Source organism: Vogesella lacus (assembly GCF_979366295.1).
This window is the reverse complement of sequence record NZ_CEETQT010000001.1, coordinates 216,436-241,600: the sequence shown is the minus strand read 5'-3', so window position 1 is coordinate 241,600 and position 25,165 is coordinate 216,436. Positions and strand designations below refer to the sequence as shown.

24 protein-coding genes, 1 tRNA gene and 2 pseudogenes are annotated in these 25,165 nt (G+C 58.7%); 19 read left to right on the top strand and 8 right to left on the bottom strand.

The features are described from left to right. Positions 1-84 precede the first annotated feature (84 nt). The 7 genes from pcnB to rraA all read left to right on the top strand — a co-directional run bounded on the left by pcnB (position 85) and on the right by rraA (position 5,301). Entirely contained in the window at positions 85-1,464 is a 1,380-nt protein-coding gene (pcnB, locus tag ACZ9W6_RS01140) for a polynucleotide adenylyltransferase PcnB (protein WP_465189210.1), read from the top strand. Beyond that, positions 1,461-1,949 (top strand): 2-amino-4-hydroxy-6-hydroxymethyldihydropteridine diphosphokinase, encoded by a 489-nt coding sequence (gene folK, locus ACZ9W6_RS01135; RefSeq protein ID WP_465189209.1) that lies wholly within the window; start codon positions 1,461-1,463, stop codon positions 1,947-1,949. The genes pcnB and folK overlap by 4 nt, the downstream gene beginning before the upstream one ends. A gap of 14 nt (positions 1,950-1,963) precedes the next feature. After that, positions 1,964-2,599, top strand: coding sequence for a deoxynucleoside kinase (locus ACZ9W6_RS01130; protein WP_465189208.1), 636 nt, complete (start codon positions 1,964-1,966; stop codon positions 2,597-2,599). 105 nt (positions 2,600-2,704) lie between these two features. Beyond that, on the top strand, positions 2,705-3,496 hold the full coding sequence (gene panB / locus ACZ9W6_RS01125) for a 3-methyl-2-oxobutanoate hydroxymethyltransferase (protein WP_465189207.1): 792 nt from the start codon (positions 2,705-2,707) through the stop codon (positions 3,494-3,496). Between the two features lie 8 nt (positions 3,497-3,504). Continuing rightward, on the top strand, positions 3,505-4,338 hold the full coding sequence (gene panC, locus ACZ9W6_RS01120) for a pantoate--beta-alanine ligase (RefSeq protein WP_465189206.1): 834 nt from the start codon (positions 3,505-3,507) through the stop codon (positions 4,336-4,338). 25 nt (positions 4,339-4,363) lie between these two features. Continuing rightward, on the top strand, positions 4,364-4,744 hold the full coding sequence (gene panD, locus ACZ9W6_RS01115) for an aspartate 1-decarboxylase (protein ID WP_465189205.1): 381 nt from the start codon (positions 4,364-4,366) through the stop codon (positions 4,742-4,744). A gap of 77 nt (positions 4,745-4,821) precedes the next feature. Further along, positions 4,822-5,301 (top strand): ribonuclease E activity regulator RraA, encoded by a 480-nt coding sequence (gene rraA / locus ACZ9W6_RS01110; protein ID WP_465189204.1) that lies wholly within the window; start codon positions 4,822-4,824, stop codon positions 5,299-5,301. Positions 5,302-5,378: 77 nt separating this feature from the next. Here rraA and lolA read toward each other — a convergent pair whose 3' ends face one another. Beyond that, the gene (lolA, locus tag ACZ9W6_RS01105; protein ID WP_465189203.1) at positions 5,379-5,981 is read right to left on the bottom strand and encodes an outer membrane lipoprotein periplasmic chaperone LolA; all 603 of its coding nucleotides are present in this window, start codon (positions 5,979-5,981) and stop codon (positions 5,379-5,381) included. Between the two features lie 8 nt (positions 5,982-5,989). Continuing rightward, entirely contained in the window at positions 5,990-7,582 is a 1,593-nt protein-coding gene (locus ACZ9W6_RS01100; RefSeq protein WP_465189202.1) for an NAD+ synthase, read from the bottom strand. 131 nt (positions 7,583-7,713) lie between these two features. On the opposite strand from ACZ9W6_RS01100, the gene ACZ9W6_RS01095 reads away from it, so the two are divergent. Continuing rightward, positions 7,714-7,804, top strand: a tRNA-Ser gene (locus ACZ9W6_RS01095). Positions 7,805-7,958: 154 nt separating this feature from the next. Beyond that, positions 7,959-8,705: a DUF6538 domain-containing protein gene (locus ACZ9W6_RS01090; RefSeq protein WP_465189201.1), complete on the top strand. Its 747-nt coding sequence runs from the start codon at positions 7,959-7,961 to the stop codon at positions 8,703-8,705. A gap of 24 nt (positions 8,706-8,729) precedes the next feature. On the opposite strand, the pseudogene ACZ9W6_RS01085 reads toward ACZ9W6_RS01090, so the two are convergent. Next, positions 8,730-8,966: pseudogene (locus ACZ9W6_RS01085) on the bottom strand (transposase); the annotation flags it as partial. Positions 8,967-8,981: 15 nt separating this feature from the next. Next, positions 8,982-9,953, bottom strand: coding sequence for a LysR substrate-binding domain-containing protein (locus tag ACZ9W6_RS01080; protein ID WP_465189200.1), 972 nt, complete (start codon positions 9,951-9,953; stop codon positions 8,982-8,984). A gap of 152 nt (positions 9,954-10,105) precedes the next feature. Here ACZ9W6_RS01080 and ACZ9W6_RS01075 point away from each other — a divergent pair, with 152 nt between their 5' ends. The 6 genes and pseudogenes from ACZ9W6_RS01075 to ACZ9W6_RS01050 form a co-directional block, all read left to right on the top strand. Continuing rightward, on the top strand, positions 10,106-11,425 hold the full coding sequence (locus ACZ9W6_RS01075; RefSeq protein ID WP_465189199.1) for an NAD(P)/FAD-dependent oxidoreductase: 1,320 nt from the start codon (positions 10,106-10,108) through the stop codon (positions 11,423-11,425). Positions 11,426-11,488: 63 nt separating this feature from the next. Then, positions 11,489-12,817, top strand: a complete 1,329-nt coding sequence (locus ACZ9W6_RS01070; RefSeq protein WP_465189198.1) for an MFS transporter — start codon at positions 11,489-11,491, stop codon at positions 12,815-12,817. Positions 12,818-12,904: 87 nt separating this feature from the next. Continuing rightward, complete coding sequence (locus tag ACZ9W6_RS01065; RefSeq protein ID WP_465189196.1) at positions 12,905-13,813, top strand: dihydrodipicolinate synthase family protein; 909 nt, start codon at positions 12,905-12,907, stop codon at positions 13,811-13,813. After that, positions 13,813-15,309, top strand: coding sequence for an aldehyde dehydrogenase (locus ACZ9W6_RS01060; RefSeq protein WP_465189195.1), 1,497 nt, complete (start codon positions 13,813-13,815; stop codon positions 15,307-15,309). The genes ACZ9W6_RS01065 and ACZ9W6_RS01060 overlap by 1 nt, the downstream gene beginning before the upstream one ends. A 142-nt stretch (positions 15,310-15,451) precedes the next feature. Continuing rightward, positions 15,452-16,315: a DMT family transporter gene (locus ACZ9W6_RS01055; RefSeq protein WP_465189194.1), complete on the top strand. Its 864-nt coding sequence runs from the start codon at positions 15,452-15,454 to the stop codon at positions 16,313-16,315. Positions 16,316-16,517: 202 nt separating this feature from the next. Further along, positions 16,518-16,754, top strand: a pseudogene (locus ACZ9W6_RS01050) (hypothetical protein); the annotation flags it as partial. A 117-nt stretch (positions 16,755-16,871) separates the two neighbouring features. Here ACZ9W6_RS01050 and ACZ9W6_RS01045 read toward each other — a convergent pair. Continuing rightward, a complete protein-coding gene (locus ACZ9W6_RS01045; protein WP_465189193.1) occupies positions 16,872-18,500 on the bottom strand; it encodes a methyl-accepting chemotaxis protein in 1,629 nt (542 codons plus the stop codon). 192 nt (positions 18,501-18,692) lie between these two features. After that, positions 18,693-18,929 (bottom strand): DUF6868 family protein, encoded by a 237-nt coding sequence (locus ACZ9W6_RS01040; RefSeq protein ID WP_465189192.1) that lies wholly within the window; start codon positions 18,927-18,929, stop codon positions 18,693-18,695. A gap of 153 nt (positions 18,930-19,082) precedes the next feature. On the opposite strand from ACZ9W6_RS01040, the gene ACZ9W6_RS01035 reads away from it, so the two are divergent. Together ACZ9W6_RS01035 and ACZ9W6_RS01030 are read left to right on the top strand one after the other, a co-directional pair. Continuing rightward, a complete protein-coding gene (locus tag ACZ9W6_RS01035) occupies positions 19,083-20,267 on the top strand; it encodes an acetyl-CoA C-acyltransferase (protein WP_465189191.1) in 1,185 nt (394 codons plus the stop codon). A gap of 9 nt (positions 20,268-20,276) precedes the next feature. Beyond that, positions 20,277-21,419: an acyl-CoA dehydrogenase family protein gene (locus ACZ9W6_RS01030; protein WP_465189190.1), complete on the top strand. Its 1,143-nt coding sequence runs from the start codon at positions 20,277-20,279 to the stop codon at positions 21,417-21,419. Positions 21,420-21,492: 73 nt separating this feature from the next. On the opposite strand, the gene ACZ9W6_RS01025 is transcribed toward ACZ9W6_RS01030, so the two are convergent. Beyond that, a complete protein-coding gene (locus ACZ9W6_RS01025; RefSeq protein WP_465189189.1) occupies positions 21,493-22,005 on the bottom strand; it encodes an N-acetyltransferase family protein in 513 nt (170 codons plus the stop codon). 41 nt (positions 22,006-22,046) lie between these two features. Beyond that, positions 22,047-22,544, bottom strand: a complete 498-nt coding sequence (locus ACZ9W6_RS01020) for a winged helix-turn-helix transcriptional regulator (RefSeq protein WP_465189188.1) — start codon at positions 22,542-22,544, stop codon at positions 22,047-22,049. Positions 22,545-22,704: 160 nt separating this feature from the next. Here ACZ9W6_RS01020 and ACZ9W6_RS01015 point away from each other — a divergent pair, with 160 nt between their 5' ends. After that, positions 22,705-24,012, top strand: a complete 1,308-nt coding sequence (locus tag ACZ9W6_RS01015; protein WP_465189187.1) for a D-amino acid dehydrogenase — start codon at positions 22,705-22,707, stop codon at positions 24,010-24,012. Positions 24,013-24,020: 8 nt separating this feature from the next. Continuing rightward, the gene (alr, locus tag ACZ9W6_RS01010) at positions 24,021-25,085 is read left to right on the top strand and encodes an alanine racemase (RefSeq protein ID WP_465189186.1); all 1,065 of its coding nucleotides are present in this window, start codon (positions 24,021-24,023) and stop codon (positions 25,083-25,085) included. Positions 25,086-25,165: the final 80 nt, after the last annotated feature.

Below are 25,165 nucleotides of genomic sequence, written 5' to 3'. Positions count from 1 at the left end.
GCTTGAATCAGGCTATAATCCGCCGTTTGATTGTGGGTGAAACTATTTCACCTCTTCCAGCCAATAACTATTCAGTAGCAAGCGATGATCCGCAAACTCATCAGTCGAATTATCAATTTTCCGGGCAAGCTGTCCGGAAATCAATCCAGGCCACGCGTATTGGCGCTGGCGCAGCACGGCGTGCGTCGTGACGGCCTCAGTAGTGCCGCGCTGCGTGTAGTGTCGCGCCTGCAGGAAGCAGGTCACAGCGCCTATGTGGTGGGTGGGGCGGTGCGCGATCTGCTGCTGGGGGTCAGCCCCAAGGATTTTGACGTGGCCACCAGCGCCACGCCGGAAGAGGTGCATCACCTGTTCCGCCGTTCGCGCATCATCGGCCGGCGTTTTCGCATCGTACATGTGATGATGGGGCCGGAAACCATCGAAGTCACTACCTTCCGTGGCGGCGAGATGGGCAACAAGAGCGATTCGGGCCGGGTCATGGCGGACAACACCTTTGGCGATCAGGCCGAAGATGCGATGCGCCGCGACTTTACCGTCAATGCACTGTTTTACAACCCGACTGACGAAACCATCATCGACTATCACCACGGCGTGAAAGACTTGCGCGCGCGCAAGCTGGTGATGATCGGTCAGCCGGCGCGCCGTTATCAGGAAGATCCGGTGCGCATGCTGCGAGCGGTACGTCTGGCGGCCAAGCTGGGCTTTACCATCGATGAGCACACGCGGATTCCGATTGCGGCCAACGCGCATCTGTTGCGTAACGAGCCGCCGGCCCGCCTGTTTGACGAGCTGCTGAAGCTGCTGCATTCGGGCCATGCCTATGCCTGTCTGAGCATGCTGCGTCAGGAAGGCCTGTCCAAGGGTATCTTCCCGCTGCTGGATGCGGTGATGGACGAGCCAGGCAGCGAGCGCTTCCTCAAGCTGGCACTCGATAATACCGACGAGCGCATTCGCGAGGACAAGCCGGTATCAGCCGGTTTCATGTTGGCCGCATTGCTGTGGGCGCAAGTGCGCAACCGCTGGCAAGCGCGCATGGCCGATGGCGAGAAGGATATTCCGGCACTGGCCGCGGCCATGGCCGAGGTGGGCGAATTGCAGGATAACGATTTCGCGATTCCCAAGCGTTTTACGGCCACCATGCGCGAAATCTGGTTCCTGCAACCGCGCTTTGACAGCCGTCAGGGGCAGCGTCCTTACCGGTTCCTAGAGCAGCCGCGCTTCCGTGCGGCGTACGACTTCTACAGTCTGCGGGCAGAGGCCGGCGAAGTGCCGATCGAGATGCAGCAGTGGTGGGAAGACTTCCAGGACGAGTCGCTTGAAGGGCGTCAGCAGCTGATCGACATGGCGCGCGAGCAGGAGCCTGCTGCGGCCAACCCTGACAAGAAAAAACGTCGTCGGCGTAAACCCAAGCCGCGTCATGCGGGTGGTGGCGAGCATGGTCAGGATGGTGGTGAGGCAGAATGAGTCGTGCCATCATCGCGCTGGGCAGCAATCTGGAAGACCCGGTTGCCCAGCTTGAGCGAGCCATTGCCGCCATTGCGGCCCTGCCGGGTGTCGCGCTGCTTGGTCGCTCATCCTGCTATCGTACTGCACCGGTCGGTTTTGCCGATCAGCCTGATTTCATCAATGCCGTTTGCGAAGTCGAAACCGCGCTGTCTGCCGACAGGCTGCTGACAGCCTTGCTGCAGCTCGAGCAGGATATGGGCCGGGTGCGGACTTTTCGCAATGCGCCACGCATCATCGATCTTGACCTGTTGTGGATGGATGGGGTCACGCAACAGGATGATTTTCTGACCTTGCCGCATCCGCGCATGCACGAACGGGCGTTCGTGATGCTGCCGCTGGCCGAGCTTTGCCCACAGCTGAATCTGCCGGGGCATGGCTTTGCCGCCGAAATTGCGGCAACACTGGATGCTGCCGGGGTTTGCCGGCTGACGGCTGCTGACTGAGCACGGAGACGCGCATGCAATACCGCTATATCGTTGTCGAGGGGCCGATTGCTTCGGGCAAGGCGGCGCTGGCCGAGCGACTCGCTCACTATTGGGGGGTGGATGTCACGCTGGAAACAGCTACCGACAATCCTTTTCTCGAGCGTTTTTACAAGCAGCCACCCTTGCATGCGCTGGCCAATCAGCTGACCTTCCTGCTGCAGCGCGCCGAAGCAGCGCGGCAAATGATCAGCGGTGACTGGTTGCTGCGCCCGCGCATTACGGACTTCTTGTTCGAAAAGGATGGCCTGTTTGCCGAGGTGGCGCTGGAGCCGGACGAGCTGGCACTGTATCGCCGCATTCAACCGCAGCTGATGCCCGAGCATCCGGTGCCGGATCTGGTGATCTATCTGCAGACATCGCCCGATGTGGTGCAAAAACGGTTGGCCGCAGGGGTTGCGCGTGGCGAGAGCCAGCCTTTGCCTGATGGTTATGTGCAGCGTGTGCACGAGGCCTACAGTGCCTTTTTCCATCAGTATCAGGCGGCACCATTGCTGATTGTGAATACCGATCACCTTGATCTGGTTGATGGCGATGAAGATTTCGGGCTATTGTTGCGCTGCATCAGTGAGATGCGCGGGCAGCGCAGCTACTTCAACAAGGGCGAATGAGCCCTGAAAGCCTGCTGGCGCCACATGCCGACAGGCTTCGTCACCTGACTGCTGATCATCCATCGGCCGACCGGTGGCGTCACGCAACGAGGAAATACAAGACTCATGAAGATTACCGTCAATACCTTGCAGACCATGGCGGCCGAGGGGCAGAAAATCGCCATGATGACCTGCTATGACACCAGTTTCTCGAGCTTGCTGGACAATGCCGGCGTCGACATCATGCTGGTTGGTGACTCGCTGGGCATGGTTATCCAGGGTGAAGATTCGACCCTGCCGGTGTCGCTGGATGAAATGATTTACCACACCCGCTGTGTGGCGCGTGGCGCCAAGCGTGCACTGGTGCTGGCTGATCTGCCGTTCGGTGCCTATCAGGAAAGCCCGGCGCAGGCTTTTGCCAGCTCGGCCAAGCTGATGCAGGCGGGTGCCCATATGGTCAAGCTGGAGGGCGGTGCCTTCATGGCGGATACCGTGCGCTTCCTGGTGCAGCGAGGCGTGCCGGTTTGTGCTCACATCGGCCTGACCCCGCAGTTCGTCAACACCTTTGGCGGTTACAAGGTGCAGGGCCGTAGCGAGAGTGATGCCGAGCGCATCATTGAAGAAGCGCGTGTACTGGCCGAAGCCGGTGCCAGCATGGTGTTGATGGAGTGTGTGCCGGCAGCGCTGGCCAAGCGGGTGACCGAGGCCGTCGGTGTGCCGACCATCGGCATCGGCGCCGGTGTGGATGTGTCCGGCCAGGTGCTGGTGCTGTATGACGTGCTGGGTGTTTACCCTGGCAAGAAGGCGCGCTTCGTCAAGGACTTCATGGCCGAGGCGCAAAGCATTCAGGGCGCGGTTACGGCCTATGTGCAGGCGGTGAAAGACAAGAGTTTCCCGGCTGCCGAGCACTGTTTCTGAGAAAAGACATGCAAATTATCCGTTCTATCGTCGAGCTGCGCGCCTGGCGCGCGACCGCCGGCCGGGTGGCATTTGTGCCGACCATGGGCAATCTGCACGAAGGTCATCTGGCACTGGTCAGCGAGGCGCATCGCCACGCCGATGCCGTGGTCGTCAGCATCTTCGTCAATCGTTTGCAGTTCGGTCAGGGCGAGGATTTCGACGCCTATCCGCGTACCTTTGAATCCGACTGTGACAAGCTGCGTGCGGCCAACGTTGCCGTGCTGTTCTTCCCGGACGAGCGCGAGCTGTACCCGCGCATCAAGCAGGATTTCAACGTCGAGCCGCCGCATATCCAGAATGAACTGTGCGGTGCCTTCCGTCCCGGCCACTTCCGTGGCGTGGCGACCGTGGTGACCAAGTTGTTCAATATCGTGCAGGCCGATGTGGCTTGCTTCGGCAAGAAGGACTTCCAGCAGCTGCACGTGATTCGTGCCATGGTGGATGACCTGAACATGCCGGTGCGCATTATTCCGGTAGATACCGGTCGCGCGGATGACGGCCTCGCGCTGTCGTCGCGTAACGGGTATCTGACTGCCGAAGAACGAGCGGAAGCGCCGCGCCTGTATCGTGAACTTTCCGCCATTCGCGCGGCTCTGATGGCAGGCGACAACCAGTACGCGGTGCTGGAGCAGCGTGCTGTTGCCGCGCTGGATCAGCATGGCTGGCGTGTCGACTATGTCGAAATTCGCCAGGCCGATACGCTGGAAGTGGCGCACGCTGGCGAGGCAAAGCTGGTGGTGTTGGCCGCAGCTCGCCTCGGCAAGACCCGACTCATCGACAATATCGAAGTAACGCGCTAAGGCGCATCAAAAGGAAGTACAAGACATGCAGCGCTCCATGCTGAAATCCAAACTGCATCGCGTGACGACCACGCATGCCGAACTGCACTACATCGGCTCCTGCGCCATCGACGAGAATCTGCTCGAGGCCGCCGATATCAAGGAATATGAAGAAGTCCAGATCTGGAACGTAACCAATGGCGAGCGTTTCGCCACTTACGCGATCCGTGCCGAACGTGGCTCCGGCGTGATTTCGGTCAATGGCTCGGCCGCCCGCCGCGCCGCGCCTGGCGATTTGCTGATCATCGCTTCGTTTGCTGCCTACGAAGACAGCGAGCTGGCCAATCACCAGCCCAAGCTGGTGTTTGTCGATGGCAACAACCAGATGACCGAGCTGTCCTCGTTGACGCCGGTACAGCCGGCCTGATCGTCGTGTAGCCGTCACCCCCAAGCCGCCCGCAGAGGCGGCTTTTCTTTTGCCGTCAAGCAAGACAAGGAGAAATCATGAGCTTTCTGACTACGGATTTATACGATGCCAACGAAGACCGCGTGCAGGTGGCCGAGCCGATGTTCCGCCAGTTTGGTGCGCGAGCCCGTTTTGCCGGCCAGATTGTTACGGCCAAGGTGTTCGAGGATAACAGCAAGGTGCGCGAAATCCTCGGCGAGCCAGGCAAGGGCAAGGTGCTGGTGGTGGATGGTGGCGGCTCGAAACGCTGCGCGCTGCTGGGCGACCAGATTGCCGAGCTGGCGGTGAAGAATGCCTGGGAGGGCATCGTAATCTACGGTTGCATCCGCGATTCGGTCGCGATCAATCAGCTCGATATCGGCGTGCGTGCGCTCGATACCCATCCGAAAAAAACCGTGAAGCGTAATGAAGGCCAGCGTGATCTGGTGTTGGCTTTTGCGGCGGCCAACTTTGTGCCGGGGCAGTGGCTGTATGCCGACGAGGATGGCGTGCTGCTGTCGGCCGAACCGCTGCTGTAAGCCGCGGCGGCCAGGCTTGGCTTCAGAAAACAAAACCAGCCCGCGGGCTGGTTTTGTTTTTTACGGCAGCAGCAAGCTTACTCGCTGACCACATCGACCCCCTTGGGCGGGGTGAACTGGAAGTTGGCCGCAGGCAGATTGGCATTGCGCTTCAGATTGCTGAAGCTGATGCGCGTGGTGCTGCCGAAACTGTCGACCAGCTCCATCTCTTGCAGTTGATTGTCGGCAAAGCCCATCTTGATCGACTCGAAAGTGTTGTCCTGCTTTTTCGGGCTGGCGGCCAACCAGGAAATCTTGCCGTCCTTGCCGACTTCGCGCAGGACATAGTCACGTTCGATCGCATTGCTGCCGGCCAGTAGCGCCGCCGGCGAACTGCCCAGTGTGCCGGCCTGGTCGCGCTTGGTGACCTGCGCCAGCTCCTTGTCGTACAGCCACAGTGTTTTGCCGTCGCCGACGATCAGCTGTTCGAACGGCTTGGCATATTCCCAGCGCAGCTTGCCCGGACGCTGGATTTCGAGCTTGCCGCTGGCGGTTTCGCGGCCTTGCTTGCTGCTGACCGTCTGGCGGAAGTCGGCGCTCAAAGTCTGGGTGCCGGCGATGAAGGCGCGAAACTGCGGCAGCGCGGCGGCATGGGCCGAAACGCTGGTGGCGCAGAGCAGGGCGAACAGGGCTTTTTTCATGCGGCTCCTTACATGAAGCGATTGGTAATCGGGTAGCGCCAGTCCTTGCCGAAGCCGCGATGGGTAATGCGCGGGCCGACCGGTGCCTGGCGGCGTTTGTATTCGTTGATCTTCAGCAGGCGTACCACGCGGCGCACATCTGTCTCGGCAAAGCCGGCGGCGATGATGTCGGCGATGGATTCGTTCTGCTCGACATAGCGCGCCATGATGGCGTCCAGCACTTCATACGGTGGCAGGCTGTCCTGGTCTTTCTGGTCCGGACGCAGCTCGGCCGACGGCGGGCGGGTAATGATGCGCTCGGGGATGATGTCACTGACGGTATTGCGCCAGCGGCACAGGTCAAACACCAGGGTCTTGGCCACATCCTTGAGCACGGCGAAGCCGCCAGCCATGTCACCATACAGGGTGCAATAGCCGGTGGTCATCTCGGATTTGTTACCTGTTGTTAAAACAAGCTTGCCGCTCTTGTTGGAAAGCGCCATCAGCAAGGTACCGCGAATGCGCGCCTGCAGATTCTCTTCGGTGGTGTCGGCCTCAAGCCCGGCAAAGTTTGGTGCCAAGGCCGACATGAAGTTCTCGTACATCGGCCAGATCTCGATTTCGTCATATTTGACGCCAAGGCGGTCGACCATGTCGCGACTGTCGGTGACCGAAATATCGGCGGTGTAGCGTGAGGGCATCATCACGGCGTGAACCTTGTCTGCACCCAGTGCGTCCACTGCAATCGCCAGTGTCAGTGCCGAATCGATGCCGCCGGACAGGCCGAGCAGCGCGCCGGGGAAGCCGTTCTTGCCGATGTAATCGCGCACACCAACCACCAGCGCGCGATAGACGCTTTCCAGCTCGTTTGGCAGCGTCGCAAGGTTGGCCGCAACAAAGTCGCCATCTACCACATCCAGCAGCAGCAGCTCGTCATCGTAAGCTGCCGCTTGCGCTACAACTTCGCCGTCCTTGTTCAGGGCGAAGGAGGCGCCGTCAAAAACCAGCTCGTCCTGACCGCCGGTCAGATTGACATAGGCAAGGGGCAGGCCAGTTTCCTGCACGCGATAGCGCATTTCCTGCTGGCGGGTGGCGATCTTGTTGCGATGGAAGGGCGAGGCATTCAGCGACACGATAAGCTCGGCCCCTTCGTCGGCCGCGGCCATCGCCGGTTCGATATCCCAGCCATCCTCGCAGATGATGATGCCGATTTTCACGCCATCCTGTTCGAACACCAGTGGCGTTGCGCCGGGTGTGAAGTAGCGGCATTCGTCAAAAACTTCATTATTCGGCAGCAGCATCTTGTGGTACTGGCCGAGGCGGTTGCCGTCGCGCAGCACGGTGGCCGCATTGAAGCGCTCGTCGCCGCTGCGGGCAGGGTGGCCAACGACGACGGTGATGCCGTCCAGTTGTTCGATTTCATCCAGTCCTTTGGCGATGTCGCGATAGAACTGTTCGCGCAGTAGCAGATCTTCCGGGCTGTAGCCGGTGAGGGCGAGTTCAGGGGTGACCAGCACGCTGGCACCTTGCGCAATGGCGGCATGTGCGAGGTCGATAATTTTGCGGGTATTGCCGGTGATGTCACCGACAATCGGGTTGAACTGGGCTAGGGCGATACGCATCTTGGCATCCATTGGCTGGGCTGAATAACAGGATTTTAACTGCTTGCCAGAAATCTGAAAAAAAAACTTGCGCAATTTTAAGAGAGTGCATAGAATGCGCTTCCTCTGCTGCTGATGCAGTGGAGCCATCTGGAGAGGTGGATGAGTGGCTTAAGTCGCACGCCTGGAAAGCGTGTTCAGGGTAATACCCTGACGGGGGTTCGAATCCCCCCCTCTCCGCCAGATGCCCCTAAGGTGTTGAATTGCAAGTAAATTCAGGTATTCAAAGGTAGTTTTTGCCCTGAGTTCTACACAACACTCCTACACATTGGCGATAAGAGTTCAATTTTGTTCCTGGCTTTCTATACTCTGGATCGGAACTCAATGAACGATGCCAATGTTACCTACCGGCCTGCAGCGCCACCCCAAATCCGGCACCTACTATCTTCGTCGTCGCATTCCTGCTGACATTCTTTTTTGCTATCCCGGCAAAAAAGAAATCGCGTTTTCACTACGCACCAAAGACTATCGGACTGCCGTCGAGCGCCATCGCACCGAAGAAGCCCGTCTGACTGCCGAATGGCAGGACAAGCGACAGCGTCAGGCTGAGCGCTACGCACGAACGCAATTAGCCACTATCACCAACATCGATGCACTTACCCCTGACGCCATTGATGCCATCTGCCGCCATGCCGAGTCTGTCAGCCTCGCCGGGGATGAACTGCGTCGAGAGAACGGGCACTACACCTCGGATGAAGTTCTGGAATACCAGGACGGTTACACCGAAGCTAACCGCTTACTCAAAAGTGCGATCGCCATCGGTGACTACGAACTGTTGCGTCAGCCACTCGAAGAATTCCTGAGACTCTACCGTTACCAGCTCAACGCGTCCGAGCCCGAAATGCGCCGACTGGCGCTGGCCTATGGTCGAATGGCCATCCGCACCAACGAAAAGCTGCTCAATCGCTACGATGGGCAGGAGGTGCCAACCCCCATCATGTCGCAGCAACTGGACACCCCACTGCTGTCTGTCGTCACCCAGAACTATCTCGACTACTACCAGAAGCTGGACAAAGTCGCGATGCTACGCAAGGTGACTGCCGTCATGCCCTCGTGCGCGATCGCACAGAAGAAGCCCGTCTGACTACCGAATGGGAGAACAGCTGATGCCGTTCAGGTCAAGCTCGCTCCTCATTGCAAAGTACGAATGCACCGTGCTCCATTTGGGAAAGTCTCTCGGCAGCATCCGCCACTGTTAACCGCTGCGCAGCAGGTAGGGCACCGCGCAGAACACTTCGTATAAGTTCACCGTGGTCGACTTCGTGCGCGTCCTCGCGCTTTGCAGCAGATCCAGGATTTTCTCAAGCTGTTCTCGACTGAAGTCGCTTGCGTAGGGCTTCCTCATCACACCATTATCCGGCTACGCGACAAGATCGTGAACACGCTCTAAGAACCAGTGCCTGAACTGAACCAGCGATTCTTCCTCATGCTGGTCTTCTCTATACGCCAGATAGTGCCGTGTTTCTTCCAGAACCACTTCCTCCGCTAGCGGCCGCACCAATCGACCTTCATCCAGCAGTGGTGTAACCAGGTGTTCCCACCCCAGGGCGACACCTTGGCCCGCCAGCACAAGCTGGATCAGCAGGTTGTAGTCGTTGGCATTGAAATAGCGTGAGCCAGTTCGGGGACGGGCATCCAGATCCACATGATGCATGCCCAGCCAGACCTGCCAGTCGACATGTTCGGCCACCTGTGAACGTCCGTATGGCCCCAGGTTGAGAAGGTTGCTGTCGCGCAATCCGGTGAGGGTGCGGATTTCGGGATGAGCTGCCAGATAGGCCGGCGAACAGACCGGATAGATACGGTCATGGAACAAGGGCTTGCTGACATAGCCATCGCGGATATGCGGCAGTTTGGTGATGAAGATGTCTGGTTGGACTCCTGGCTCCAAATCTAGAAATTGCTGAGTCGTCACCAGATTCAGATCAATGCCGGGGTGTCTTTCGAAGAAGTCTGGCAGGTGATGGAGTATCCACAGCGCTGCAAAAGCGGGGGTGCAGCAGAGTGTTAGCGTTCTTTTCGCACCGTTGCCGTAATCGGTCCTGATGCGGCTGCTGGCTTGCGCGATGTTGATAAAGGACATCTGAGCCGCATCGAATAGCATGGCGCCCGCGTGGGTAAGCTCTACCGATCGACCTGCCCGGTGAAAAAGCGGGGTCCCCAGGGCATCTTCCAGCTCGCGAATCTGGCGGCTGATAGCCGCCTGCGTAACACAGAGTGTCTCGGCGGCGCGGGTAAAACTCTGGTGTCTGGCGGCGGCAACAAAGGATTTGATGGCCCTCAGTGAGGGCATTCTCAGCAGCATCTGATCGTGCGGGGTAGGTTTACTCATAACGTCAGGTTATCAATTGTGTGCATTAATGGTCGTTTGTGCCTGAATAACAGGCTCTCTAGACTCTGTGAATGGCAAAACAATAACAGAAATAAATTTGAGCTCATTGAATTTGTTTTTGCAAAGCCATTAAAACAAACACAGAGGCAGATATGACAAAAGTAACGTCGCTTCCCGCAGATGATAATGGTTGTGGCTGGTTTCACCTGAGCCCGGCACGTCAGGCCAGGCCAGCGCACTCCGGTAAAAAAGAAGCCCCCTGGGTTGTGGTGGGTGCCGGTTTTACCGGCCTGGCCGTTGCCCGGCAATTGGCCGTCAATTTTCCGGATGAAGAAATTGTTTTGGTGGAAGCCCAAGAAGTTGGTTTTGGTACATCTGGTCGCAATGCCGGTTTTGCCATTGATCTACCTCACGATATTGGGGCGGAAGATTATATTGGCGATCTGGCGACGGCTAATATCAGTCTGAAATTGAATCTGACTGGGCAGAATATTCTGCGCACACTGGTAGAAAAACATCAGATTGATTGCCAGTTCCGGGCATCCGGTAAATACCAGGCTGCAGTGGAAGACCGAGGTATTGCCGTACTGGACGCCTACCGCCGTGGCCTCGACAAGTTGGGACAGCCTTACGATGTGATCGAGCAGGCGGATATCCCGGCGCACGTCGGCACCCACTTTTACCGCAAGGCGCTGTTTACTCCGGGAACGGTGTTGATCCAGCCTGCTGCACTGGTCAAAGGGTTGGCCGATAGCTTGCCGTCTAACGTCACCCTCTACGAAAACACCCCCATTACCGATGTGGAGTATGGCGACAAGGTCGTACTTCGTCATGCTGCTGGGCAGATCACGGCACGCAAGCTGGTGCTGGCCAATAACGCCTTCGGCATGCGCTTTGGTTTTCTGCAAGGCACTATGCTGCCCATCTTTACCTATGGCAGTTTGACCCGCCCACTGACAGCAGAAGAGCAGGAGCGACTAGGTGGCAAAGCTTTCTGGGGCCTGATTCCGGCTGATCCGTTCGGTACGACGCTGCGCCGCACGCACGACAACCGGATTCTGGTGCGTAACAGTTTCAGCTTCAACCTGGATGGTCGCAGCCGGCAAAAATATCTCGACAGCTTCGTCAAACGGCACCGTGCTTCTTTCGAATGCCGTTTCCCCATGTTGCCAGACGTGTCGTTCGACTACACCTGGGGGGGCTCGTTGGCGCTGTCCCGTAACCATCAGGGTTTCTTTGGCCAACTAGCGCCCAATGTGTACGGTGCCCTGTGCTGCAACGGTCTGGGGGTCACTCGCGGCACGGTTACAGGAACCTTACTGGCCGACTGGCTGGCAGGCCAGCGCAATGAGTTGATCGACTTTCTGCTGTCTTCGCCCGGTCCAAATAAAAACCCTCCCCAGCCATTCCTGTCGATCGGTGTTAACGCCAATCTGATGATGGGGCAATACCGTGCGGGTCGCGAAGCGTAATCAATAAGAACAACCACGATGTTGTCAACGTTGGCCGCAAGGCTAAAAACACAGGAGACTAAAATGAGAAACTCGACATCAATTGAAGATGTGCCATTGAATGGCTTTCATCAGTTACTGACCATTCGTTCCGGTGGTGGCTGGTTATTGGATGGCTATGTACTAAGTATTATTGGTGTTGCCATGGTTCAGATTGCGGCAGCCTTGAGTTTGAATAGTTTCTGGCAGGGAATGGTGGCGTCCTCGGCTTTGCTGGGTATTTTTGCCGGCGGCTTTTTGGGCGGTTCGCTTACCAGCAAGCTGGGTCGACAGAAACTCTATTTCGTCGGACCTACCATTTTTATTATCAGTTCGCTGATTCAGTTTTTTGCCACCTCCGGTGAAATGCTGTTTGTCTGCCGTTTCTTGATCGGTATCGGCGTAGGGTTCGAATACACGGCAGCGGGTGCCTTGCTGGTAGAGTTTTTGCCGCGTAAATATCGTGGTCCACGTCTGGCCATGCTCACCATTCTCTGGTTTGCCGGCGCGGCCTTGGCTTACATCATCGGTAACTTGTTGTTGAAGCAAGGCCACCCGGATGCTTGGCGCTATGTACTGGCCAGCCCGGCGGTGATTGGTGCCCTGCTGTTACTGATTCGTATCGGTACCCCGGAGTCACCGCGCTGGTTGCTGAGCAAAGGGCGCGTGTCCGAGGCGGATCGCATCATCAAGAAGGTATACGGCCAGGGGTTTTCTGCGGCCAACATCCCGGAAGAGGGAGCTGCCAGCAAGATGTCGTTTCGTGATCTGCTCAGTGCAGGCTACGGCAAACGCATGCTGTTTGTGGCGGTGTTCTGGAGCTGCTCGGTGATTCCTGTTTTCGCGGTGTATGCCTTTGCCCCCAAGGTACTGCAGGCACTTAACCTGAATGGCGACTGGGCTGCCTTCGGCTCGGTGTTCATTACCCTGCTGTTTGTCGTGGGTTGCGTCATCGCTACCCAACTGATCAATGTCATCGGCCGTCGCAGTATGGTGATCCACAGCTTTTTGTGGTCCGGCCTTGCCTTGCTGGCGCTGGGGGCGTTTGCCCACAGTTCCGAGCTGCTGGTGTTGAGCCTGTTTGGTGCCTACGCAGTTTTTATCGGTGGTGCACAGGTGCTGCAACTGGTGTACCCCAATGAACTGTTCCCGACTGAAATCCGCTCGCTGGCAGTGGGTACCGGTGCGTCACTTTCCCGTATCGGCGCTGCCGTCGGCACCTACCTGGTACCGGTGTCGCTACAGGCCTTCGGCATCGGCAACACCATGTACGCCGCCGCCGCCGTCACCTTGCTCGGCCTGCTGGTGTCGGTACTGCTGGCACCGGAAACCCGCTCTCTCAGCCTGAAAGAGGCCGCGTCACTCGGTCACTGATTCCACCCCTCTGATTTTCTGCCACCCAGGACCGGCCCCGTGCGGGTCCTGCGGCCCGGCATACCCTTTTACGACGGAGAATTCCCCATGAAGTTTGAAGGCATCTACACCCCGGCCATTACCCCTTTGGCCGCAGACGGCACTATCGACTACGCCGCCTTTGCCGACGTGCTCGAATTCCTGATCGATGCCAAGGTACACGGCATCATTATCGGTGGCTCCACCGGCGAATACTACGCTCACAGCGCCGAGGAGCGTTTGGCTCTGGCTGCCAAGGCCAAGGACATCATCGGCAACCGTATTCCGCTGGTGATCGGTACCGGTGCGGTGCGCACCGAAGATGCTGTTGCCTATGCTACAGAGGCGCGCAGTATTGAGGCCGACGCCATTCTGGTGGGCTCCCCGCCGTACGCGCTGCCAACCGAGCAGGAAAACGCGGCCCACGCACTGGCCGTTGACCGCGCCGCAGGCCTGCCCATCATGCTTTACAACTATCCGGGTCGCATGAGCGTTTCGATGGGGCCGGAGTTTTTCCGTACCGTCCTGGCGGCCTCCAGCAACTTTGTGGCGATCAAGGAAAGCTCCGGCCAGCCCAATCAACTGCACATGCTGGTTCAAAAATTCCCGCAATTGGCCGTGTCATGCGGTTGGGACGACCAGGCACTGGAGTTTTTTGCCTGGGGTGCCCGCAGCTGGGTATGTGCCGGCTCCAATTTCATTCCGCGCGAGCATGTGGCGTTGTTCGAGGCGTGCGTGGTGCGCAAGGACTTCGACCAAGGCCGTCGCATCATGGCGGCCATGCTGCCGCTGATGGATTTCCTGGAAGGTGGCAAGTTTGTCCAGTCGATCAAGCACGGATGCGAGCTGGTCGGCTTGCGTGCCGGTGGCGTTCGCGCCCCACTGCAGGGGCTGGACGAGGCCGAGAAGCAGACGTTGAAGCAGATCGTGCACACCATCCAGCGTGATGTGGCGGCCATCGTCGGGGAGAAAGCGTAATGGCGGCATTGCTGACCCTGGTGGACTACACCGACCGTGCGGCCCGGATGACCTTGCCAGATCAGGCGTTCATCGATGGTGCGTTCCGTCCTGCGCACGCGGGGCGCACCTTCGCAACGACCAATCCGGCAACCGGTGCCTTGCTGGCCAATATTGCGGCATGTGACAGTGACGATGTCAACTTGGCGGTCGCATGCGCAAAAACTGCCTTTGATGATGGTCGTTGGCATCGTTTGCCGCCGTCGCAGCGCAAAGCCATCTTGCTGCGTTTTGCTGACCTGCTGGAGGTGAATGCAGTAGAGCTGGCGATCATGGAAAGTCTGGATAGTGGCAAACCCATCCGCGAGTGCCAGCTGACCGATGTGCCGGAAGCCATCCATACCATTCGCTGGCATGCCGAGCTGATCGACAAGATCTACGACAGCACGGCGCCGGTTGGTCATGGCGCGATGGCGTTGGTGGTTCGGGAGGCGATCGGGGTGGTGGGCCTGGTGCTGCCGTGGAATTTTCCGTTGCTGATGCTGGCCTGGAAGATCGCGCCATCGTTGGCCGCAGGTTGCTCGATTGTGGTGAAGCCGGCCAAGGAAACCACGCTGACTGCCCTGCGGGTGGCCGAGCTGGCGCATGAGGCCGGCGTGCCGGCGGGGGTGTTCAACGTGCTGCCCGGTAGTGGCCGCGAAGTAGGGGAGCCGCTTGGGCGCCATCCCGATGTGACGATGGTGAGCTTTACCGGCTCGACCGAGACCGGGCGCCTGTTCCTGCAATACGCGGCAGAATCCAACCTGAAGCGCGTGGTGCTGGAGTGTGGCGGCAAGAACCCGGCCGTGGTCATGCCCGATGTCGACGATATCGACACCGTAGCCCAGCATCTGGTGCAGGGGGCGTTCTGGAACATGGGCGAGAACTGCTCGGCCTCCTCCCGCCTGATCGTGCATGAAAGCGTCAAGGATGCGTTGCTGGCACGCATCGGCGTACATCTGCAGTCTTGGCCAACCGGCAATCCGCTCGATCCGGACAACCGCCTGGGGGCGCTGGTCAGCAAGGCTCATTTCGACAAGGTCTGCACCTACCTGAACCAGGCCGCTGCCGAGCGCCTGCAGGTGGTGTACGGTGCCACCACCACAGACGGCGTCTATGTGGCGCCCACGGTGCTGGATGGTGTGGGGCCGGAAAGTGTCCTGTTCCGCGAGGAAATCTTCGGGCCGGTACTGTCGGTTTCGACTTTCCGTACGATCGACGAGGCCATCGCCTTGGCCAACGACTCGGTTTATGGCCTGGCGGCATCGGTGTATACCAGCAAGCTGAACCATGCCATCAAGCTTTCCCGTGCCATCCGATGCGGCGTGGTGACGGTAAACTGCTTCGGTGAAGGTGACATCACCACGCCATTCGGTGGTTACAAGGAATCCGGGTTTGGTGGTCGCGATAAATCCGTCTGGGCACACGACCAATACACCGAGATGAAAACGATCTGGATCGATAGCAGCCAGCCTTGAGTCATTGCTGTATCGTCGAGTCAGCCTGGCCGGGGCATGCCTGCCTGGCTGACTTGTTTTTTTGCCCACCGGCCGCACGCCGGCCCGATGCCTGCTGGGCAGACTGGGCCGGCATGAGGCTTCAGATTCCGAGATTGCCTGCATGATTTCCCACCGTACCGCCCTGATCGTGGCGCACATAGCTGCCGTTCTGTTTGGCCTGACAGGTGTCCTTGGGGCGCTGATTCATACCGATGCGCAAGCCATCACCTTTGGCCGTGCGGCCTTTGCCGTGGTGTCGCTGGCCCTGTTTGCCATCTGGCGCCGCGAGGCACCCTGGCGCGGTATCGACCGCCGTCGGGCAGGGACGCTGCTGCTAACCGGCTTGTTGCTGACATCGCATTGGGTGACCTTCTTCGTGGCGGTCAAAGTCGGGGGTGTCGCGGTGGCGACATTGGGTTTTGCCAGCTTCCCGGCGTTCATTGCGCTGCTGGATGTGCTGGTGTTCCGGGAGCGGATCGGCTTGCGGGAGCGCACCATGCTTTCCCTAGTGACGCTCGGCCTGATATTAGTGACGCCATCGTTCGACTTCGGCGATCACGGCACCATCGGCTTGTTGTGGGGACTGGCATCGGGCCTGTCCTTTGCCCTGCTGGCGATGGCCAATGGCCGTGGCACCCGCGGCATGCCGGCCGCTCAGGTCGCCCTGTGGCAGAACGTGACCGTGGCGCTGGTGATGGCACCGTTTGCGCTTGGCACCATGCCGGCCTTGTCGCCAGCAGACTGGTGGTATCTTTCCTTGCTGGGCGTCGTGTGCACCGGCTTGTCACAGTTTCTGTTTGTCAAAAGCCTGGACGGACTCAACGCCCGCAGTGCCGGCATGATCATCGCCCTGGAGCCTGTATACGCCATTGCCTGTGCCTGGTGGCTGTTTGGCGAGCAGCCTTCACTGCGTATGTTGCTGGGGGCGGCACTGATTATTTGCGCTATTGTTCTGTCTTCGAGAAGTAAGTCCGAGCCTCACTGAAGAAGCTGGTATTTCTGACGCAATGATATGTATGTTGGACTTGTCACAAGCTCATCCGGCATTCGACAATGCCCCTCCAATATCGCACTGCACCCAGCCGATTTTGTGCGAAGTGCAACATGTGAGGTGGCCAGCCTCGGGGCTCGATGGGTGGTGTCAAGCTAGCTAACATCTTGTAGCGCCACCCCAATCCGACACCTATTATCTTTGTCGTCGCATCCCTACTGGCATTCTTGTTTGCTATCCCAGCAAAAAAATCACGTTTTCACTGCGCACCAAAGGCTATCGGACTGCCGTCGAGCACCTTCACACAGAAGAAGTCGCCTGGTTGCCGAATGGGAGGGTGGGCGATAGCGTCAGGTTGAGCTCTGCGCATTGTGCGGCTGATGGCCATCTGCAATGCCAATATTCGCCGTTGAGGCCATTCTTGTCATGTTGAGCTGATTGGTCTTGCGGGTAAGTCGTGTCGCGAGGGTGTTTGCTATGGCCTGAGCGGGTATGTTGCCTGCTGATTGCAAAAAGGTTGGCCGCAGTTGTCGGGCTGCGGCCAAGGTGCTTACACCTTGAAGCGGGCGACGGTGCCTTGCAGTTCGTCAGCCAGCTTTTCCAACTGGCTGCTGGCGGCGACGGTCTGGCGGATCAGTTCGTCATTGTCTTGCGCGCCGCTGGCGATGGCTTCTATATTGTGGGCAACCACGCCGCTGCTTTGGCGTTGCTGCTCGGTCAGATCGACAATTCCGTCCAGTCCTTGCTTGACCTCGGCCACGGTGCGGCCGCTGTCGGCCAGTACGCTGGCTACCTGTTCGGTAGATTGGCGGCTGGCGTCGAGTAGCTGCAGGCTCTTGTCGAGTGCTTCGCGTACGGCCAGCGATTTGGGGCCGAGGGCCGCAGTAACGGCTTCGATTTCATGCGCCGAGGCGGCGGACTTTTCGGCAAGCTTCCTGACTTCATCGGCGACAACGGCAAAGCCGCGACCTTGTTCGCCGGCACGGGCGGCCTCGATGGCGGCGTTCAGTGCCAGCAGATTGGTTTGCTCGGCTATTTCACGCACTTGCCGCGTCATATTGTTGATCTGGCTGGTCGAATTCATGAAGTCGCTTTCCGCTTCGCTCATCAGGCGGATGGCGCCTTCAACCTGGGCTGATTCGGCCTGCAGTTGTGACAGCTGCTTGCGGCCAACCTCTGATTGCTCGAGGCTGCGCTGCGAGATCAGCTGTACGGCGTCGCTCTGGCCGGCAATCTGCGCAATATGATCGGCCAGGGTGTCGACTTCGCTGGCGGCAATGCCGGATTGGTCGCGCTGTTTTTGCGAGCTGGCCGCCAGCTGGCCGGCCTGGCGATTGAGCTGGTGGGCGGATTGATTGACTGCATTGGCGGACTGGCCGACGTTGTGTACCAGATTGGCAATGGTTTCCAGCAGGCGGTTGAAGCGCTGTGCCAGTATGCCGATTTCGTCCTGGCTGCGTACCGGCAGGCGGCGGCTGAGGTCGCCATCGCCTTCGGCCAGCTCGTTCAGATTGTTGCTCATCTCGGCCAGCGGGCGGCTGACGAAGCGGCGAATAAAGCCGTAGATGATCAGCATCAGCGGCAGTGACATGAAGATGGCCAGAGCGATGCTCTGGTTGCGGAAGCTGGCGACCGACTCATAAGCTTTGCTCAGCGATACGCGCATGCTGACGGCGCCCAGTACGGTGCCTTCCGGCACTTGATGGCAGGCGATGCAGTTCTTGCCGAGATAGTTGCTGGAGGCGCGGGTCGGATAAATGACGCGCAGCACTTCGCCATGTTCTGGCGAGCTTTCGATACCGATGTGAGCTTGACCGCTGCTGAGTACCTGCTTTTCGGTTTCGTCGCGCGCCTTGGCTTTTTCACCGCCATTGCCCGGGCCGAAAATCTTGTTGACGCCATCGCCGCGCAATACGCGCAAGTCATGCACGGCTGACAGTTCGCGGATCTGATCAAGAAAGACATCGCGCTGGGCAACGGTGCCGGTGATCATCATGCCGGTGAGGCCGGCCATGGTCATTTCGTTCATGCTGTGGGCAAGGTCTTGTGCCTGATCAACGGCGATCTCGCGGCTGACCTTGATTTCCCACGCAATCATGATGCCCCAGGCAAGACCCAGGCACAGCCAGATGGAGAGGGTCAGGCGTAACCAGATTGGCCAGTTGGATAGTTTTCGCATCTTTGCTGCCTTCCTGCTTGGCGGTATTCAATCGTGTGCACAATTTAGCGGGCTTATTTTAAATCTGTACTATCAATGCAAGTTGCTTAAGCTGGGTTTCCTTGATCTGGCGCAGGCTTTGCGCTGGGCGAGATGTCGGAAAGCTGCTGCGGATCACATGTTTTGCACATGTCATTTCCGGTTGGCTGCTACTTAAAGGGTGATGGCCAGCCAGGGCGCAAGATTGAGGAGCAGAATGCCTATCTTGTAGATGGCCATGCCGGCGTAGTGGGTGAGCGCGTACTGTTGTCGGCTGATGTCAAAGTAGCGTCTGTGCAGTTGCCATAACTTCTCACCCAATAACTGGTAAGCAATAAACCACAATAGCAAGACACCGTAGTTGAATAGCAGGCAGAACAGCAGGGCATCGGTCAGATGGGTGAGTGGCATGGTTGGCTCCGGGTGTTGTGTGCTATTGCAGCATAGCGTGTGTATGCGATTGTGGTGTGTTGCCTACGTTGAGAGTAGATCGTTCGTAATTTTGCTTGAGTTCGCGGCTTGCTTTACGTTAACGTAAACGTTATCAAGCCAAGGAGAAGAGAAATGCAGAACGATGCAATTGTGGTTGTAGGCATGGCGCGTACCGCAATGGGCGGCTTTCAGGGAGATCTGGCCGCGTTGACTGCCAGCGAGCTGGGGGCGGTCGCGATTCGTGCTGCAGTCGAGCGTGCCGGTCTGGCTCCCGAGGCGGTAGACGAAGTCATCATGGGTTGCGTGCTGCCGGCAGGCCAGGGCCAGGCGCCGGCGCGGCAGGCAACACTGGGCGCCGGGCTGCCCTTGGCTGTGGGCGCAACAACGATCAACAAGATGTGTGGTTCCGGCATGAAGGCCTTGATGCTGGGGCATGATCTGCTGAAGGCGGGTGCGGCCAACGTTATGGTAGCTGGCGGCATGGAAAGCATGAGCAATGCGCCCTATGTGATTCCGAAGGCTCGTGGCGGCTTGCGTCTTGGCCATGGTGAGCTGAAAGATCATATGTTTCTGGATGGTCTGGAAGACGCCTACGACAAAGGCAAGCTGATGGGTGTGTTTGCCGAAGTCTGCGCCGAAAAATATGGTTTCAGCCGTAGTGCACAGGACGAGTTCGCCATTGCTTCGCTGACGCGGGCGCAGCAGGCGATTACCAGCGGTGCCTTCAGCAAGGAAATCGTGCCGGTGACCAAGGTTGGCCGCAAGGGCGAGGAAATCATCGCGCAGGACGAGCAGCCGCTGAAGGCCAATCTCGACAAGATTGCCACGCTGAAGCCGGCCTTCAAGAAAGACGGCACTGTGACGCCGGCCAATGCCAGTTCGATTTCAGACGGTGCTGCGGCGCTGGTGCTGATGCGCGAGAGCGAGGCGCGCGCGCAAGGGCTGTTGCCGCTGGCGCGCATCGTGGCGCACAGCACGCATGCGCACGAGCCGTCCTGGTTCACCACCGCGCCGGTGGGTGCCATCAACAAGCTGCTGGACAAGACCGGCTGGGGCATTGCCGATGTCGATCTGTTCGAAATCAATGAAGCCTTTGCCGTGGTTACCATGGCGGCGATGAAGGAGTTGTCGCTACCGCACGACAAGGTGAATGTGAATGGCGGTGCCTGCGCGCTGGGCCATCCGATTGGTGCCTCGGGTGCCCGTATCGTGGTCACGCTGATTGCCGCGCTGCAAGCGCGTGATGGCAAGCGTGGCGTGGCCAGTCTTTGCATCGGCGGCGGCGAGGCAACGGCGCTGGCGGTCGAGCTGGTGTAAGGAGCAGCTATGTTGCTGACAAACGAACAGGAACAGGTGGTCGATGCGGTGCGTCGCTATGTGGCCAGCGAGATCGCACCGCATGCGGCGGCTTGGGACAAATCGCACGCGTTTCCCCGCCAGGCGCTGGCGGGGCTGGGCGAGCTGGGTTGTTTTGGCCTCGTTACCTCGCCAGACTGGGGTGGGGCGGGGCTGGATTATGTGACGCTGGCGGCGGTGATCGAAGAAATTGCGGCCGGTGACGGCGCGATGTCTACCATTATTTCGGTTATCAATTCGGTGGGCTGCGGGCCGATCGAGCGCTTCGGCAATGATTGGCAGAAGCAGACTTTCTTGCAGCGCATTGCCAGTGGCGAGTGGATTTCGGCCTTTTGCCTGACCGAGCCGGATGCCGGCTCCGATGCGGCCAACCTGCGCACGCGCGCGCTGCGGGATGGCGACGATTACGTTATCAATGGCGTGAAGCAGTTCATCACCAATGGCAAGCATGCTGATCTCGCCATCGTGTTTGCGGTGACGGATCCGGCAGCCGGCAAGAAGGGGATCTCGGCTTTTCTGGTGCCGACCGATACTGCCGGCTATGTGGTGGCCAAGGTGGAAGACAAGCTCGGCCAGCATGCGTCGGATACCTGCCAGATTGTTTTCGACAATGTGCGGGTGCCAGCCAGCCACCGTCTCGGGGCAGAGGGTGAGGGCTATCGCATTGCCTTGGCCAATCTCGAGTCAGGCCGTATCGGCATTGCCGCGCAGTGTCTGGGCATGGCGCGGGCGGCATTGGCGTTTGCGACGCAGTATGCGACCGAGCGGCAGACTTTTGGCCAGCCGATTATCCGCCATCAGGCTGTCGGTTTCCGGCTGGCAGCGGCTGCGGCCAACCTTGAGGCGGCGCGTCAGCTGGTGTGGCATGCGGCGAGTCTGAAGGATGCCGGCAAGCCCTGCCTGAAAGAATCAAGCATGGCCAAGCTGGTGGCGTCTGAAATGGCCGAGCAGGTGTGTTCGGCCGCAATCCAGACGCTGGGTGGCTATGGCTATCTGAGTGATTATCCGGTCGAGCGGATTTATCGCGATGTGCGGGTAGCGCAGATTTATGAGGGCACCAGTGATGTACAAAAACTGGTGATTGCACGAGCCCTCGAGGAAGGTTTGTCCTGAATCATCCTGGTTCAAGGATAAGTCGTCGGGTTGGCCGCAGCGAGCTGCGGCCTTTTTTGCGCGCAGTGCGAACTCAGGCGTGCAGGGCAGAGCTGAAAATCAGATTGCGGTGGCGTTCACCATCCAGCTCGAAATAGTTTTCGCCAACTTCGGCCAGGCCGCAGGCCTGATAGAAGGCTAGTGCCGGGAGGTTGTGCTGATTGACGCTTAGCCACACATCGGGGGGGCCATGCAGCGTGGTTGCCAGCTCGCGTGCCAACGTCAGGCATTGGCGGCCCCAGCCCTGGCGGGAGAGGTGGGGTTGCAGATAGAGGGTTTCGATCTCGATGCCCCACAGTGGATGCGGGTCGGCATGTCGCACGGTCATGTAGCCGTGCAGATTGTCGCCTTGCTCGATCACCCAGCTGTGATGTTGTGGCGAGGATAGCCGGCGCAGGCACTGCTGCGGCGTGTAGTTATCCAGTACGTAGCGCGCCATGGCGTTGGAGATGCCTTCTTTGCCGTAGGTGTGCAGCCAGATCAGGATGGCTAGCGGCCCCAGGCGAAGAGCGTCATCAGGGCTGGCAGGGCGAATGCGGATGTTCATAGGAGGTTGCACCAAAAAAACATCCGCCAATGATGTTTGCATTACAGGGTGATGGCTAGCTGGCTGGTTTCCTTGACTTCTTCCATCACTACATAGCTGCGTGATTCGTTGGCCTGCGGCAGTTTCAGCAGGATGTCGCCGAGAATCTTGCGGTACATCGACATATCAGGCAGCCGCACTTTTAGCAGGTAGTCGTACTCGCCGGAGACGAGGTGGCACTCGAGCACATCGGGCAGCTTTTGTACTTCGCGGCGGAAGGCATCAAAGATGTCGCCCGACTTGGCAGACAGTTTGATTTCGACAAAAACCAGCAGACTGGCACCAAGAGCTTGCGGATTCAGCCTGGCGTAATAGCCTTCAATCACACCCTCGCGTTCAAGCCGGCGCACGCGCTCGGTACAGGGTGTGGTGGACAGACCGACCTTTTCGGCCAGCTCGGTCATAGCGATACGACCGTTTTGTTGCAGCTGTTGCAAGATCTTGCGATCGACCCGGTCAAGTTGTCTGGCATTGACGGGATTGTAGTTGGCGTTTTTCACTGTTTGATATCAATAAAACAGGGTTGTTAACTGCGACCTTGTTAAAACTAAGTCAATAAAACTGCATATCAATCAATATACTACGCAAATTCACTGAAAGCACAACTATCCCGTTGTGCCATAAAAAACAACACGTTGCGAAGCGGTAGCAGGAGCAGTCATGAAAGTAATCGTACTCGGTGGTGGTGTCATTGGTATTTCCACGGCATGGTATCTGGCCAAGTCCGGCGTTGAGGTCACTGTGGTCGAGCGTCAGCCCGGCCCGGCGCTGGAAACCAGCTTTGCCAATGCTGGCCAGATTTCACCAGGCTATGCCGCACCTTGGGCAGCACCGGGTATTCCGATGAAGGCGATGAAATGGCTGTTCCAGAAGCATGCGCCGCTGGCGATTCGCGTGGATGGCAGCCCGTTCCAGTGGTCGTGGATGGCCAGCATGTTCGCCAACTGCAACCCTGAGGCTTACAACATCAACAAGGGCCGCATGATGCGCCTGGCCGAATACAGCCGTGACAAGATTCGCGAGCTGAAGGCCGAAACCGGTATCGGCTTTGAAGGCCGCCAGGGTGGCACGCTGCAGCTGTTCCGCAGCCAGCAGCAGGTTGATGCCATGGGCAAGGATATCGAGGTGTTGAAAGAGTGCGGCGTGGCTTACGAGGTGCTGGACCGTGATGGTTGCGCACGTATCGAGCCGGCACTGAAAAAGACCAAGCACAAGCTGGCCGGCGGTTTGCGTCTGCCGAATGATGATACGGGCGATTGCCAGTTGTTCACTACCCGCTTGGCCGAGATGTGTGCCGGTCTTGGCGTGAAGTTCCTGTGGGGCAAGTCGGTTGACAGCATCGAGACCTATGGCGACAAGGTTAGCGGCGTGCGGGTTGATGGCGAGTTGCTGACTGCTGATCACTATGTGGTGGCCACCGGCAGTTACTCGCGCGAGATGGTGAAAACTCTGGGTATCGATATTCCGGTATATCCGGTCAAGGGCTATTCGCTGACCGTGCCGATCAGCAATGCTAAGGGCGCGCCAGTGTCCACCGTGCTTGACGAGACTTACAAGATTGCGATTACCCGCTTTGATGACCGCATCCGTGTGGGTGGCATGGCTGAGCTGGCCGGTTTTGACCTGAGCCTGACCCCGAAGCGTCGCGCCACGCTGGAGATGGTGGTGACCGATCTGTATCCGGATGGCGGCGATGTGCGCAAGGCCGAGTTCTGGACCGGCTTGCGCCCGATGACGCCGGATGGCACGCCGATTATCGGTGGTACCCGCTTTGCCAATCTGTCACTGAATACCGGTCATGGCACGCTGGGCTGGACGATGTGCGCCGGTTCGGGCAAGGTACTGGCCGATCTGATTACCGGCCAGCAACCGGAGATCCTGGTGGATGGCTTGTCGATGCAGCGCTATGCCAAGTGTGGCGAAACACTGGTGGTGCCGATGGGCAGCCCGGTTGCGGCCAAGCTCTGAGGGATAGCATGCGTCCATTGATTGCCACGATCCGTCTGGATCATTTCCGTCATAACTATTTGCTGGCGCGCCAGCTGCATGGCGGCCGTGCCTTGGCCGTGGTCAAGGCCAATGCTTACGGCCACGGTGCCGTGCGCTGTGCGCAGGCTGTTGCCGACGTAGCTGACGGCTTTGCCGTTGCCTGTCTGGAAGAGGCGCTGCAATTGCGCGCTGCCGGTATCGAGGCACCAATCCTGTTGCTGGAAGGCGTGTTTGAGGCTGACGAGTTGCGGGAAGTGCAGGCGCATGGCTTGTGGTTGGTGGTGCAGAGTGAGCATCAGCTGCAGATGCTGCTGCAAAGCCCGGCCGACAAGCCGTATCGCGTGTGGCTGAAGATGGATTCAGGCATGCATCGAGCCGGTTTCTTCCCGCAGGATTATGCGGCGGCGTATCAAAGGTTGGCCGCAAGCGGCAAGGTGGATGCCATCGTGAAGATGACGCACTTTGCCCGTGCTGACGAGCCGGCCGTGACGATGACTGCCGAGCAGATTGCCAGCTTTGATGCGGCGATTGCTGCCTTGCCGGGCGAGAGCAGTCTGGCTAATTCGGCCGGCATCATGGTGCATGCTGCAGCCCGCCGCGACTGGGGCCGACCGGGCATCATACTGTATGGGGCGGATCCCTTGCCTGCCGGTGCGGCCAACGTACAGCTCAAGCCGGTGATGCGCCTTACCAGCCGGGTGTTTGCTGTGCGCGAGCTGGCGGCTGGCGAGCCGGTTGGTTATGGCAATAATTTTGTCACCACACGACCAAGCCGCGTTGGTCTGATAGCCGGCGGTTATGCCGACGGCTATCCGCGGCTGGCATCGACTGACAGCCCGGTGATGATCGATGGTGTGCGCAGCCGCATAATCGGTCGCGTGTCGATGGACATGATTACGGTTGATCTGACCGACCTGCCGCAGGCGGGTATTGGTAGCGAAGTCGAGCTGTGGGGCGATGCGATTTCGGTCAATGAGATTGCCGCTTGTGCCGGCACCATCAGCTATGAGTTGCTGTGCAATATCAAGCGTGCACACTTTGTGTATGTTTGATGTCTGTCGTGTTCGATAAGCAAGGCCCGCGTTGCGGGCCTTGTTCATTTTTGCGTAGTCATTTTGTAGTAAATGCCCTG